The sequence below is a fragment of the Marinibacterium profundimaris genome (genome assembly GCF_002210095.1).
GTDB classification, from domain to species: Bacteria; Pseudomonadota; Alphaproteobacteria; order Rhodobacterales; family Rhodobacteraceae; genus Marinibacterium; species Marinibacterium profundimaris.
The window spans coordinates 117745-130355 of the sequence record NZ_AQQR01000009.1 but is presented as its reverse complement, the minus strand read 5'-3'; the positions used below and the strand labels follow the sequence as shown (position 1 = coordinate 130355).

15 protein-coding genes are annotated in these 12611 nt (G+C 67.8%); 2 read left to right on the top strand and 13 right to left on the bottom strand.

Annotated features, from left to right (window positions below; genetic code table 11):
- The first annotated feature begins 35 nt into the window (after positions 1-35).
- Positions 36-521 (top strand): hypothetical protein, encoded by a 486-nt coding sequence (locus ATO3_RS18910; RefSeq protein WP_088651463.1) that lies wholly within the window; start codon positions 36-38, stop codon positions 519-521.
- Between the two features lie 213 nt (positions 522-734).
- Here ATO3_RS18910 and ATO3_RS18905 read toward each other — a convergent pair whose 3' ends face one another.
- Genes ATO3_RS18905 through ATO3_RS18845 form a run of 13 tightly spaced genes read right to left on the bottom strand, consistent with a single transcriptional unit; the run spans position 735 to position 11563 of the window.
- Complete coding sequence (locus tag ATO3_RS18905) at positions 735-1697, bottom strand: nucleoside hydrolase (RefSeq protein WP_088651462.1); 963 nt, start codon at positions 1695-1697, stop codon at positions 735-737.
- Complete coding sequence (locus ATO3_RS18900; protein ID WP_088651461.1) at positions 1698-2516, bottom strand: energy-coupling factor ABC transporter ATP-binding protein; 819 nt, start codon at positions 2514-2516, stop codon at positions 1698-1700. It lies immediately after the preceding gene.
- Positions 2513-3361: an energy-coupling factor ABC transporter ATP-binding protein gene (locus ATO3_RS18895; protein ID WP_158218017.1), complete on the bottom strand. Its 849-nt coding sequence runs from the start codon at positions 3359-3361 to the stop codon at positions 2513-2515. Before ATO3_RS18895 ends, ATO3_RS18900 begins: the two co-directional genes overlap by 4 nt.
- Positions 3349-4143, bottom strand: coding sequence for an energy-coupling factor transporter transmembrane component T family protein (locus ATO3_RS18890; protein WP_088651459.1), 795 nt, complete (start codon positions 4141-4143; stop codon positions 3349-3351). Before ATO3_RS18890 ends, ATO3_RS18895 begins: the two co-directional genes overlap by 13 nt.
- A gap of 3 nt (positions 4144-4146) precedes the next feature.
- Positions 4147-4719, bottom strand: a complete 573-nt coding sequence (locus tag ATO3_RS18885; protein ID WP_088651458.1) for an ECF transporter S component — start codon at positions 4717-4719, stop codon at positions 4147-4149.
- Positions 4720-4738: 19 nt separating this feature from the next.
- Entirely contained in the window at positions 4739-5260 is a 522-nt protein-coding gene (locus ATO3_RS18880) for a PPC domain-containing DNA-binding protein (RefSeq protein WP_088651457.1), read from the bottom strand.
- Complete coding sequence (locus ATO3_RS18875; RefSeq protein WP_158218016.1) at positions 5257-6681, bottom strand: (2Fe-2S)-binding protein; 1425 nt, start codon at positions 6679-6681, stop codon at positions 5257-5259. The genes ATO3_RS18880 and ATO3_RS18875 overlap by 4 nt, the downstream gene beginning before the upstream one ends.
- Entirely contained in the window at positions 6678-6929 is a 252-nt protein-coding gene (locus ATO3_RS18870) for a (2Fe-2S)-binding protein (RefSeq protein WP_088651455.1), read from the bottom strand. Before ATO3_RS18870 ends, ATO3_RS18875 begins: the two co-directional genes overlap by 4 nt.
- Positions 6926-8101, bottom strand: a complete 1176-nt coding sequence (locus ATO3_RS18865; protein WP_158218015.1) for an NAD(P)/FAD-dependent oxidoreductase — start codon at positions 8099-8101, stop codon at positions 6926-6928. Before ATO3_RS18865 ends, ATO3_RS18870 begins: the two co-directional genes overlap by 4 nt.
- Position 8102: 1 nt before the next feature.
- On the bottom strand, positions 8103-9032 hold the full coding sequence (locus ATO3_RS18860) for an ABC transporter substrate-binding protein (RefSeq protein WP_088651453.1): 930 nt from the start codon (positions 9030-9032) through the stop codon (positions 8103-8105).
- Positions 9029-9259 (bottom strand): hypothetical protein, encoded by a 231-nt coding sequence (locus tag ATO3_RS18855; RefSeq protein WP_198963306.1) that lies wholly within the window; start codon positions 9257-9259, stop codon positions 9029-9031. Before ATO3_RS18855 ends, ATO3_RS18860 begins: the two co-directional genes overlap by 4 nt.
- Positions 9252-10781: an aldehyde dehydrogenase family protein gene (locus tag ATO3_RS18850; protein ID WP_088651452.1), complete on the bottom strand. Its 1530-nt coding sequence runs from the start codon at positions 10779-10781 to the stop codon at positions 9252-9254. The genes ATO3_RS18855 and ATO3_RS18850 overlap by 8 nt, the downstream gene beginning before the upstream one ends.
- Positions 10781-11563 (bottom strand): SDR family oxidoreductase, encoded by a 783-nt coding sequence (locus ATO3_RS18845; RefSeq protein WP_088651451.1) that lies wholly within the window; start codon positions 11561-11563, stop codon positions 10781-10783. Before ATO3_RS18845 ends, ATO3_RS18850 begins: the two co-directional genes overlap by 1 nt.
- A gap of 207 nt (positions 11564-11770) precedes the next feature.
- On the opposite strand from ATO3_RS18845, the gene ATO3_RS18840 reads away from it, so the two are divergent.
- The gene (locus tag ATO3_RS18840) at positions 11771-12502 is read left to right on the top strand and encodes a GntR family transcriptional regulator (RefSeq protein ID WP_158218014.1); all 732 of its coding nucleotides are present in this window, start codon (positions 11771-11773) and stop codon (positions 12500-12502) included.
- Positions 12503-12611 lie beyond the last annotated feature (109 nt).

Below are 12611 nucleotides of genomic sequence, written 5' to 3'. Positions count from 1 at the left end.
AAGAGGCAACACAACAACCAGCAGTTGCCTCCGGCTTGAGCTACTTTTGCCACAGGGTAGCGGAGCCGCCCAGAAAGCATCCACCTGAACACCTGATTTGCGCATTTTGTCGCCGGCTCCAGCACAAGGAAGCTGGGCCAGGCCCGGAAGCCCCGCTTGAGATCACCGGTGATTGCCACGACCTCAGCGATCTGCTGACCGAGTTCCTCGGCCGGATTGCAACCACGGTGTCTGACGACGGCCACGGAAGCCACACTTACCTTGGCATTCAAATATTTGATTTAAGTTACTTTAATCTCGCGCAGCCTGGCATCCTTTCCCTAATGGGTATCCAGGGAATTTCAATTATCAGCGCCCTCACCGTCTCTGCGCCGCAGGCTGCGGACTGGCTGCGTCGTGGCATCTCGCAAAGGTCCGCTCACTTCGGACTCATCGGCCGGCGCGAGATCACAACGGACAAGGAAGCCCACCGCATCCGCGACTGGCTTATCGGCGTCATGGCGCCGAAGATGCCAGGTTGACCGGCGCGTTGCCCATTCTCGCATCAGACCGGAAACGGCGCCGCGCCCACCCAGAGACCGGCCCCTAACTGTCACCCGAATCGCAATTGCGCAAGGGGCTGATAAGCGGTCGTCGCGAGCTTCGCGGCAATCCCTGCGCCGACTGGTCTCGCCCTTCCGAAACAGTCCACCCACTGGGATATCTTGTCCGAAAGCACCCGGCATAAGCCGCGGTCATTCTGCCAGCGCCGCGATCAGCATGTCGGCAAAGCGGTTGGTGTCGGCCTTGCGGATCACCCGGGCATTCGCCGGGGCCGAGGGCCAGAGAAAGTCGATCTCGGCCTCTTCTGCGGTCAGCGGTGTGCAGATCGAGGAATAGGCGCGGGTCAGCTCGCCCTGGGTTTCGACATCGACGAGGCAGTCCGCGACCTCCAGCATGATTTCCGGATCAATGGCGCAGGCGCATGTCAGGCTGTCGGGATGGGTCGACAGCGGGCGGCCGTACCGCATCTCGGTGCGCTTGAAGGGCGCCTGGCTGATGGTCATGAAGAAGCGCGACAGGGGCGTGTCCATCGCCTCGATCACCCGCAGCTTTTCGTCGGGCAAAAGCCCCGAGGACATGGTCAGGGTCCAGGTCGAGAGCGTGAGCCTGAACCCGGCGTTGACCACGATCTTCGCCGCCTCCGGATCGACGTAAAAATTGAACTCGGAGGCGGGCGTGGTGTTGCCGATGGAATTGTCGAGCCCGCCCATGACCCAGAGATGCTTGAGGTTGTCCGCGATGCGCGGCTCCTTGACCCAGGCGGTGGCGATATTGGTCAGCGGCGCCTGGGCGAGGATCTCGATCTCGCCGGGGTTGGACATGATCGTGTCGATCAGGAAATCGACGGCATGGCCCGCTTCCGGGCGCTGCGCGGCCATTGGGAAATTCGCGTCACTCATACCGTCGGCGCCGAAGAATTCGGTGGCGTCGACCGGCTTGCGCAGCATCGGCAGGGGGCAGCCCTTGTATACGGGCACCGTGCCGCCGGCGCCCGCGACCTCCAGCGTGTAAAGCGCGTTCTCGGCCTGCTGGTCGAAGGGCACGTTGCCGTTGCAGATGGTGATGCCTTCCAGCGTGACATGCGGCGCCTTCAGCGCCAGCAGGATGGAAAAGGCGTCATCCCCCGCCGTATCGGTATCGATGATGAGCCGCATTCAGGCCCCTCCTTTCAGTCTTGGCGCCAGCCCCGTCACCAGTTCGGACGCGCTGAGCGCGACAGGCTGGCCCAAGGCCTGGGCCAGCGCCACGATGCCCGGTTGTTCCACCGACACCGCGCGCGTGGCGGCGGCATCGGCGAAGAAGTCGCGCACAGGCGCATCGACGGCCAGTCGCCCGGCGGCCAGTCCCAGCACACGGTCGGCATGTGCGGCAACGAAATCCATGTCGTGGCAAACCAGCACGATGGCGCGGCCCGAAGCCTTCCAGTCGGCGATGATCCCGCCGAGGGTCGCACGCCGCGTCGCATCCAGCCCGCGTTGAGCCTCGTCAAGCAGCATCAGATCGGGACGGCAGGCGATCACCGAAGCCACCGCCACAAAGCGCCGCATGGCGGCGTCAAGATCCAGCGGATGGGTGTCGAGCACCCCTTCGAGCCCGGTGCGCGCGACGGCCTCGTCGATCCGCGCGGCCTGTTCCCTGGGCGCCAGGCCCTGCTGCGCGGGGCCAAAGCCGATCTCGCTGCGTACCGTCGCGTTGAAGATCTGCTGTTCCGGCGCCTGGAACACCGTGCCGATATGGGCGGCGATCTCGCTGACCTTCAGATCCGCGCTGTCCCGGCCCGCGATGGTCAGCCGCCCCGCATCGGGCCGCAACAGCCCGTTCAGCAGACGCAGCATCGTCGATTTCCCGGCGCCATTGCGCCCCACCACGGCGACCACCTCGCCGTGCTGCACGGCAAAAGAGATATCCTCCAGCACCGGTCGCTCGGGATCATAGCCGAAACGCACGGCGTCAAGCGTCAGCAGCCCGGTCATCGCGCGCTCTCCAGCATCGGCCGCAGCGCCGAGGCAACCCGGCCGACATCCATGCTGATCGGCGCCTCCGCGGGCCAGAGCCCCCGTTCCCGAAGCATCAGCGCCGTCTGTGCCACGGCAGGCAGGCCGAAGATCTCCGCGGTGCGCGGATGCGTCAGCAGCCCGGCCACATCGCCGTCATAGGCGATCCGCCCGCCATCCAACAGCAGCACCCGTTCGGCCACCGAAAGCGGCGCGCCGAGCGTGACATCGCACCAGACAATCGCCAGCGCCCCGGGCAGCTTTTCCAGCTGCGCCAGCAGTGCCTCGCGGGATTCGGGATCGAAATTCCCGGTGGGCTCGTCCAGCACCAGCGCGCGCGGCTGCATCGCCAGAGCGGCGGCGATCGACAGCCGCTGTTGTTCCCCTCCCGACAAGGAAAACGGATCACGGTCGAGCAGGTGACCGAGATTGCAGATTTCCACCGCCGCATCGACCCGCGCACGGATCTTGGCCTCGGGCAGGGCGAGGTTGCCGGGCCCGAAGGCGATCTCGTCGCGCACGGTGAAGGAAAAGCCCGAGAGCTGCTGCATCGGCACCTGCCCCACGAACTGCACGGCACCGGCGCGCGTGGCAGCGTCGAGCTCGGCCCAGGGCTGTCCCTCGACGGTCACTTCGCCGGCGTTCGCCGCGTAGCTGCCGCGCGGCAGCCAGCCGGCGATCCACTGCGCCAGCGTGCTTTTGCCCGAACCGTTGCCGCCAAGGATCGCCAGCTTCTCGCCAGGCGCGACGGACAGGTTCACATTCTGCAGAACCGGCGTGCTTTCATAGGCGAAAGACAGGCCGGAGACGTTTATAAGTGCCACAGGACGCCTCCGGCGATGAGCACGGGAATCGAGACGAGCACCGCCCAACGCACGGCCCTTTGCTGGCGGCTGTCGGCGGGTGCGTCCAGAACGGTGCGGTGCGGCATGGCGCGAAAGCCGCGCCCGTCCAGTACCTGCGCGCGGTGGTCGATATCTGCCAGCGCCAGCGTCACCAGCGGCATCAGAAGCGCCGGGAAGGCCTTCACCCGGGTCATGAAACTCCCTTCCAGATCGAGCCCCCGCGCCATCTGCGCCTCTCGGATCGCCTTCGCCCGCTGGGTGAAGGGCTCCAGCAGCAGCAGCGGGCTCGCGATCACATAGGCGGCCCCGGGGGAAAAACGGTGGGCATCCAGCGCCTTGAGCAGCCGGGACGGATGCGTCGTGCAGACGAAGAGCAGCGATCCCGACAGCAGTGCCGCAATCCGGCCGAGGATCCGCACCATGTAGGCCAGCCCTTCGCGGCTGAGATCGAGGCCGAGCAGCGACGCGCGCGCCCCGGCATGGTCCACCAGCATCCCGTGGACGACGAACAACGCCACCGAGAGCGGCAGCAGCGTCAGCGCCAGCCGCCGCGCGAACACCCTGCCCGCCCCGGCGAAACTGCCGATCAGGATCGACAGCAGCGCCAGCGGGATCGTCCCCTCTGGCGGCAGCGCAAAGGCCGCGACCGCGCACCACAGGACCAGCGTAAGCTTGGTCAGGGGGTTCAGCCGGTGCAGGAAGCTCCGGCCAGGGACATAGAGCAGGGCGTGATCGGCCCCCTGAGGTCGCGCGACGGCCATGTCTTAGGCCTTGGTGTAGCCGTAGAAGGCGAAGCCCGAGGTGAACCGCATCGGCAGGCGCTTCACGATCAGCCAGGCGATCAGGCAGGTGAGGATCTTGTCCGCGAGGTTCTGCACCAGGTTGGCGATCGCCACGGATTGCACCAGTTCCTGACCCACGGCCAGCAGGTAGGCGGTGGCGAAATCGGTGCCCGCGCCGGTCACGCCGCCGAACATGTAGACGATGATCGGCACCGCCACGATGGTCGAGATCACGCCGATCACGGCGCCCGCCGCGACGGTCATGCCGACGGACTTGAACCAACCCATGCGCGCCAGGATCCCCGCCAGCGCACCGATCACCAGCGACACCGGGAAGAAGGCGGCCGCGACCGGGTCCGAGATCAGGCCCCATATCAGGTTGGTCAGCACGCCGGTCAGCGCGCCTGCGAAGGGTCCGGCGAGGATGCCGACCAGAACGGTGCCCACGGCATCGACATAAAGCGGCAGCTTGATCCAGACGGCGATCTGTCCGACCACCACGTTGATCACGATGGCCACGGCCATCAGCACAAGAGATTTGGTTTCGAGTTTCATCGGTTGTCAGTCCCTGTTGTCACGTTGTTTCTTGGTTTTCTTTTGGGGTCTTGCCGCGCAGGGCCGCGCGAATGACGAGCTCGGAATAGCCCGAGGCGTCGCAGTGCTCCCGGGTGAAGGACAGCTCGTCCAGCACCAGCAGCACGATTTCGAGGGTCGTGTAGACATGACAGCCGCGCATCATGTGGCCGCCGATCATCCGCCCCGAGCCATCCGAAATCGACAGGTGCACATGAGCGCCGCCCTGCGCGGAGGCCTCCGCGCCGTTCAGCGCCTCGCCCGGGGCCGCGCATTCCAGCGTGCCGATCAGCGAACAGATCTCGAAATGGCCTTCCAGCCGCGTGGTATCGGGCTGGTTGGCATAGCGGATTGCCGCATGGGTAAGCGACCCCACCGAGGAGACGATGGCGCAGGCGGCAATGCCATGGGTCACGACGAAATCCTGCAGGGTGCCCAGCACTTCCTCGCCCGGCTTCAGCCGCAGCGTGACATGGCGCCCCCGGGAATAAAGCGGCGTGGCGGGGGTCGAGGTTTCGGTCATGCGCGGGTCTCCATCTGGTTCTGGGCCTCCATCGCATCGCGCACCAGCGGCAGTGGCACCGGGCGCAGCGGCAGGTGGGCACGGTTGTACGAGGCCGTCTCGGACGGGATACCGGCCCGGGCCAGCGCGGCGGCGACCCCCGCGCCGCAGATCCGGCCCTGGCAGGGGCCCATGCCCGCGCGGGTCCATGTCTTGACGGCAAAACTCTCGTGCGCGCCTTCGGCGATGGCGGTCGCAATATCCCCCGCGCGGATATCCTCGCAGCGGCATATCAGCTCGTCGTCAGGCAGCTCCAGCGGCAGATGCCGGGGCATCGGAAACAGAGCCGCGAGACCGGCCGCAAAGGCCCGCGCGCGGCGCACCCTCTTGCGCGGTTCGGCCGTGTCGTCGGCCGGAAAGCCGAGGGCCGCAGCCGCCGCGCCTCCGGCGATGCGGCCCGATAGCTGCGCCGGAGCGGCGCCGCCGATCCCCAGTGTCTCGCCCGCGGCCCAGAGGTTGGGGATCGTGGTCGCACCATCGTCATCGGCGCGGCAATGCCAGCCGCCCAGGGCGGCGTCGAAATCATGCGCGGCGCCGAGCGCGGTGGTCAGGTCGATCACCGGCTGGAACCCGTAACCGACGGCCAGCGTGCCGACGCGCTCGATCCGGGTCGTGCGGCTCATGTCGGGCCGACCGGAGCCATCGAGCGGTGCGATCTCCACCGCCTCGACCCGGTCGCGACCGATGGCGCGCGTGACGATATGGCCGAAATGCCGGGTGGCCCCGGTGCCCCGAAGATCACGGCCAAGCCGCATCGCTTCGAAAACCCTGTCGGGGTGCCGCATGAAAAGCCCGGTCAGCCCCGTGAGCGAGGGACGTTGCATCTCCACGAAATGATCCAGCGGCTGGCCCGCACGCGCAAAGCTTTGTGCCACGGCCAAAAGGAACGGACCGCTCCCGGCCAGCACCGTGCTGCCCGTCATCGGCAGCGCGCCGCTGCCGGTCTTGAGCATCCGCTGGGCAGCGCCGGCGCCGATCACGCCGGGCAATGTCCAGCCGGGAAAGGGCAGCGGGCGCTCCATGGCGCCGGCGGCCACGACAACGGCACGGGCCTCGACCGCCAGCGCACTGCCCTGCCTGTTCACCGACAGGCAGAACCCCCCCGGCACCGGCGCGCCCCAGAAGACCTCGGCGCCGCAGAGGATCTTGGCCCCGGCCGCCGCCGCCTGCTGCGCGGCGTCCTGACCCGACAGCACCGCCGAAGTTTCGGCAAAGGCGCTGCCCGCCTGCGTCGGCTGCATGGCATATTGCCCGCCGGGCTGACCGAAGGCATCAAGGCAGATCACGCTTGCCCCGGCGGTGGCCGCGGCGCTTGCGGCGGCCAGTCCGGCAGGGCCCGCGCCAACGACGGCCACATCGCAGGAAAGGCGTTCGGCGGTCAAATGTCCCCCTCCCCGGTCCGGACACGCATGCCCGCACGCGTGCGTTCGAGGCAGGCGCGTGCCCAGGTGCCATCGACCTCGACCGCGCATTCGAAGCAAAGGCCCATGCCGCAGAACATGCCCCTCGGCGCGCCGAGTTTCGGGCTGCGACGCCAGGAGGGCGCGCCGGACATCAGGACTTCGGTCAGCGGCAGGCCCTCGCGGCAGACGACGCTTGCGCCGTCGATTTCGATCTCGATCATGGTCATGCCGCGCGTCCGAACCGGTCCGGGTCATAGAGTGCCCGGGCCTCGGCCCGAAGCGCGGGCGCCAGCGCCGGCTGGCCCGTGATCTCTCCGGCGAGGAACCGACCCAGCATCAGCGCGCGGCAGTAGCCCGAGCCATTGTCGCCGGCACAGATCCACAGCCCGTCGCGCGGCAGCCGTCCGGCGAGGAAGCGGGCATCGGGCGACACCGCCTCGAACCGCACCCAGGAGCGCAGCAGCGGGACCCCGGCAAGCGAAGGGAACAGCAGGCTCAGCGTATCGATCGAGGTCAGCACGAAGCCGCTGGGCACCTCGTTGATCCGGTCCCTTGCGCCCTCCGGCGTCTCGATCAGCCCGACCACGGTGTTGAACAGGATCTGCCCCGAACCGGCCTGCTGGATCTGGGTATAGCCGCTGTCCACGCCGCCGCCGCTTTCCACGGCGCTGACGATGCGGCGTATGGTGCCGGGGCGCTGGCGCAGCGTGGCAAGGCACTGCGCCTGCCGTGGCACCAGCGGCAGGTCGATGCCCACACGCGCGCTGACATCCTGCGTCCAGGGGCCCGATGCAAGCACCACATGTTCGGCGCGAATCTCGGTGCCGTTCTCCATGCGCACGCCGGCCACGCGCCCGGCCTCGACCAGCAGATCGGCGACCGGCGCGTGATCGCGTGCGCTCGCACCCGCCGCGCGGGCCAGCGACAGAACCGTGCGGGCAGCAAGGAACGGATTCACGGTCGCGGTGTCGGGCGCAAAGGTCGCGCCAAGGATCGGACCGGTGAGGTTGGGCTCGATTTCTGCCAGCTCCGCCGGCGTCACCAGGCGGCAATCCGCGCCCAGGGCACGCTCGTCCGCGACCCAGCGTTCGCCCGCCTCGACCCCGTCGGCATCGAGCAGGAAACCGATCTGGCCCTGCGGATTGTACTCGAACGGATTGCCGGTCCGCGCGGCGAGATCGCGCCAGAGCGCGCAGGCCTCGTCCATCACCGCATATTCCTCGAGCCCGTGCATATGCGTGCCGATGGCGGCCAGGCTTCCGCCGGTGACCGCTCCGCCAAAGCTTCGCGCCTCGAGCAGCAGGGGGGCGGCGCCTGCCTCCGCCAGCGCAAGCGCCGCCGCAAGGCCGACGATACCGCCGCCCACCACGATGACCTCTGCGCGTTCGGGCAGCGTCACGTCACACCTGCCAATCCGGGCGGCGGACCCGCGCGGGTGCCGCCTGCCAGAACCGCGCATCGCGCAGGCCTTCCGTCTCGGGCGGCGTTTCGCCCAGCTCGGCCATGGCGGCAACGGCGTTTTCCATGTGGCCCGGGTCGGGATACCCCAGCCCCTCGGTCAGCGTGGCGCCGGTCATCGACAGGGCCCGGATCGCGTCCAGCTGCGTCCGCTCTTCTTCCGCCGTCCGGTCGGGCCGTGCCGCAAGGCAGGCTGCCACCGCGCGCCCGGGATCGTCGAAGGCGATGGTCCAGCCTTCGAGCACCGCGTCGACCACCGTCTGCACCACCTCCGGTTCCTCATCCACCAGGGCGGCCGAGGCGATCAGCCCGTCCTTCAGGATGGCGCAGCCGCTGCCCTTGCCGTCGAAGATCACCAGATCCTCGGCCGGGATCGCCTTTTCGACCATGTGCAGTTCGTGATAGCAGGTCATCTGGCCGGTCGCCGTCTCGCCCTGCAGGAACGGCGTCACCGTGTCGGGCATCTCCACCCGCGTCACCGCATCGTCCGACAGCCCCGCCCGCGCGAGGATCCAGCGCAGTTCTAGGTCTTCATGCCCCGGCCAGACCCCGGCGCTGCGCCCCGCCAGATCGGCAATCGACGCGATCCCGTCCGAGCGGCGGGCAGGGTAGACCAGCGGGCTGTCCTGCTGGATCGACAGCAGCCAGCGCAGCGCGGCGGGGTCGGAGGATTCGACCAGATGCGCGGGGCTCGCCACGCACATCTCGGTCAGGCCGGTCAGCACCGCGTTCACGTGCTTGCACGAGAAATCCAGCCCCTCGCAGATGATCCGCACCCCGGCGCGTTCGCCCAGCCCCAGCTGTTCGGCCAGCAGATAGCCGGCGAACTGGGCCTGCTTGTGCCACAACAGGCGGATGCGGATCTCTCTCATGTCTTTCTCCGCGGAAGTGGCAGCGGGTTGCCGAGGATCCGCCCGATCCGGCCCGGGCGGGGTGTCATGACGACGATGCGGTCCGACGGCGGCACTCCCTCGCGGATCGAATGTCGCGCCAGAACGACGGAAATGCCGGTCGGCTCTTGGATGCGCACCAGTTCCCGCCCCCTGCCCTTGTAGACCGGCGACAGGTCACGGATTTCGGCGGAGAGCATGTCATCCATAGCGCGAGCCCCCGGCGAACCAGTCCCCGAAACTGTCGGTCGTGCGCACGGTGACGGACCCCTTGATCAGGTAGCCCTTCAGCGCGTCCCAGCCGTTCTCATGGCCGTACCCGCTTTCCCCCGACCCGCCCCAGATCGAGCGCGGGTCGTTCTTGTGGTGGTCATTGATCCAGACGACCCCGGCCTTCAGCCGGTCCACCACCCGGTGCGCCAGCAGGATATCGCGGGTCCAGACCGAGGCGCCGAGCGCATAGGGGCCGGCATTGGCGAGGCGGACGGCCTCGTCCTCGGTGTCGAAAGCGGTGACCGAGACGACGGGACCGAAGATCTCGTCGCGGAACATCTCGTGATCGGGGGGGACGTCGGCAAAGACCGTTGGCGGGACGAAGAAGCCCCCGACCAGATGCGCAGGAAGCTCCGGCAACACGCCACCGGCGACGAGCCGGGCGCCAGATGCCCTCGCCCGTTCGAAATAACCCATGCAGCGGTCGCGCGAGGCCGCCGAGATCACGGGCCCGATATCGGTCTCGGCCTGCGCCGGATCGCCCTGCCGCAGCGCTGCAACCCGCCCGGCCAGCTTCTGAACGAAGGCCTCGTAGACACCCCGCTGCACCAGAAACCGGCTGCCCGAGACACAGGTCTGACCTGCCGCCACGAAACCCGCAAAGAGCGCCCCGGCCACCGCCTCGTCCAGCTCGGCGCTGTCAAAAACCAGGATGGGCGTCTTGCCGCCAAGCTCCAGCGTGCAGGGCACCATCCGCTCGGCCGCGGCCCTGGCGACGATCTTGCCGGTCGTCGTGCCGCCGGTCAGGTCGATATGGGCGACGTGCGTGTTGGCGACCAGCGCCGCCCCCGTCTCGGGACCGCCGGTGACCACGTTGATCACCCCGGCCGGGATCCCCGCCTCCACCGCCCACTGCGCCAGCAGCAGCGACGTCACCGGCGCCAGTTCAGAGGGTTTCACGACGACGGTATTGCCCGCCGCCAGCGCCGCGGCCATCTTCTTGACCAGGATCAGGATCGGATGGTTCCACGGCGTCAGCAGCGCGCAGACCCCGTGCGGCCGGTAGCGCGTGTAAGTGAGAAAGCCGCCCTTCACGCGGTTCGACCCGCCTTCCAGACCCAGCGCGATCCCCGCGAAATACTCGAACCATTCCGGAATGCGCCCCATCTGCGCGCGCATCTCGCGGATCGGGCGCCCGGTCACGGCCGCCTCGAACTCTGCCAGCTCTGGCATCCTCTCCCGCAGGATCCCTGCCAGCCCTCGCAAGAGGCGACCGCGCTCGTCCGTGTCGAGCGCGGTCCAGCCGGCGACAGACGTTGCAGCCGCCGCACAGGCGGCCTCGACATCCTCTGCCGAGGCCTCCGCGACGCTCCAGCCAGGGGATCCGGTTGCCGGACGCAGCACCTTGCGCGGCACGGCGCCCCGACCGGCCTGCCATTGCCCGCCGTAATGCAGCGGGAAGGACTGGAACGGGCCCGGGTCCAGGACGGGATCGAAGCTGTCGGCCGGGGCGTGCATCAGATGATCGAGGCCCGCGAGGTGATGCCACCGTCGACGGTGAAGATCGCGCCGCTGGTGTAGCCCGAGCGGATCGAGGCCAGGAAGGCCATCAGGTCCGCGATCTCGCGCACCTTGGCCGGACGTTTCAGCGGATAGGTTTTCAGCAGCTCTTCCCAGCGGCTTTCGTCGCCGTACCAATCCACGGCGCGGCGCTTGAGCAGCTTGTAGATCCGGCTGGTGTCGACTGGCCCGGGGTTCACCCCCACGACGCGGATATTGTCCTCGAGCGACTTGCCCCCGAGCGCCCGGGTAAAGGCCATGAGGCTGGCGTTGCCCGCGGTCCCTGCGATGTAATCCGGGTCATAATTCTCGCCCGCGTTGCCGATGTCGTTGATGATCACGCCGCCACCCGCGGCCTTCATCTTCTCGTAATAGACACGGCACATATTGATGTAGCCGAAGACCTTCAGATCCCAGTTCTCGCGCCAGGCCGCATCGTCGGTCGACCACAGGTTGCCGCCCGGGATCGCGCCGGCATTGTTGATCAGGATGTCGATATCGCCGGTCTGCCCGGCCAGCTCGAGCGGTGCCGCACCGCCGGTCAGGTCCAAGGGGTAGACCGTGACCTCCACCCCATGCGCCTTGCGCAGCCGCTCCGCTATCGCCTCGAGCTTGTCGGCGCTGCGGGCTGTCAGGTGCAGGATCGCGCCCTCTTCGGCAAACACTTCTGCAAGGCCCTCGCCGATGCCCTGCGACGCCCCGGTGATGAGAACGCGCTTGTCGCGAAGTTCCAGATCCATGCCATGTCCTCGTCTGCTGCTGTCCGCCAGGCGAAACGCTATACGGGCCAGCGATCTTGGGTTATTCATTTAAGGTCGACATGGCGCACGCAGCATGTATACACAAAATCACGGATTCTGCCCAACTTTTGGAATACCGCTGATTTAGTGACCCATATTGACGCCATGGCGCCTGAAATTCAGGCAAAGTTTCGGTCCGGAGGTTCCTTGGCAGACCAGACCCATGAAAAAGAGTCGCTCGGCGCGACCGAAGATGCAGCAGGCGCGGACACCGCCCCGCGCGAAACCGGCCGCCCGGCAACCCGCGCCGAGGAGATTGCCGCGGCGCTGGAGGACGAAATCGTGCAGGGAGAGCTCGAGCCCGGCCGGCGGCTCGACGAGCAGATCCTCGGGCGCCGCTTCGAGGTGTCGCGCACGCCCGTACGCGAGGCCCTGCGCCTGCTCGCCGCCAGCGGCCTCGTCACCATCGAGCCGCGCATCGGCGCCGTCGTCGCGCGCCCAACGGTAAGCGAAGTCTTCGACCTGTTCGAACTGGTGGGCGAGATGGAAGCCGTCGCCGCGCGGCTGGCCTGCGAGCGGATGACCGATCACGACCGGGAAAGGATCATGCAGACCCACGACGCCTGCCGGGAAGCCGGGCGCAGCGGCGATGCCGATGCCTATATCGCGCGCAATGACGCCTTCCACGCCGCGATCCACACCGCCTCGGAGAACCGCGCCCTGCGCGACCAGATCGAGCTGCTGAACAAGCGTCTCGCCCCCTACCGCCGCTTCATCACCTTCCGCCCCGAACGCAAGCAGGCGGCGGAACAGGAGCACGAGACCCTCGCCGCGGCGCTGCTCGACGGCGATGCCGAAGCAGCCGCGCGCGCGATGAAGGAACATGTCCGCATGCTTGCCGACGACGCCTTCGTCCTGGCCCGCAGCCTGCGGCTCTGAACCGGGCAGCGACCGAATCTTGACCTTCAGACCTGTCTTCACGACCGGTTGTCACGAAACTGTATTGTTCTCTGGCCCTCTCCGACTAGGCTTGCACCGACCGCTCCAG

What these genes read in the sequence shown, in the direction of transcription:
- ATO3_RS18845 (WP_088651451.1), bottom strand. Translation starts at nt 11,563, where the DNA reads ATGGATCTGGAACTTCGCGACAAGCGCGTTCTCATCACCGGGGCGTCG.
- ATO3_RS18900 (WP_088651461.1), bottom strand. Translation starts at nt 2,516, where the DNA reads ATGACCGGGCTGCTGACGCTTGACGCCGTGCGTTTCGGCTATGATCCC.
- ATO3_RS18890 (WP_088651459.1), bottom strand. Translation starts at nt 4,143, where the DNA reads ATGGCCGTCGCGCGACCTCAGGGGGCCGATCACGCCCTGCTCTATGTC.
- ATO3_RS18905 (WP_088651462.1), bottom strand. Translation starts at nt 1,697, where the DNA reads ATGCGGCTCATCATCGATACCGATACGGCGGGGGATGACGCCTTTTCC.
- ATO3_RS18885 (WP_088651458.1), bottom strand. Translation starts at nt 4,719, where the DNA reads ATGAAACTCGAAACCAAATCTCTTGTGCTGATGGCCGTGGCCATCGTG.
- ATO3_RS18850 (WP_088651452.1), bottom strand. Translation starts at nt 10,781, where the DNA reads ATGCACGCCCCGGCCGACAGCTTCGATCCCGTCCTGGACCCGGGCCCG.
- ATO3_RS18860 (WP_088651453.1), bottom strand. Translation starts at nt 9,032, where the DNA reads ATGAGAGAGATCCGCATCCGCCTGTTGTGGCACAAGCAGGCCCAGTTC.
- ATO3_RS18855 (WP_198963306.1), bottom strand. Translation starts at nt 9,259, where the DNA reads ATGGATGACATGCTCTCCGCCGAAATCCGTGACCTGTCGCCGGTCTAC.
- ATO3_RS18870 (WP_088651455.1), bottom strand. Translation starts at nt 6,929, where the DNA reads ATGACCATGATCGAGATCGAAATCGACGGCGCAAGCGTCGTCTGCCGC.
- ATO3_RS18880 (WP_088651457.1), bottom strand. Translation starts at nt 5,260, where the DNA reads ATGACCGAAACCTCGACCCCCGCCACGCCGCTTTATTCCCGGGGGCGC.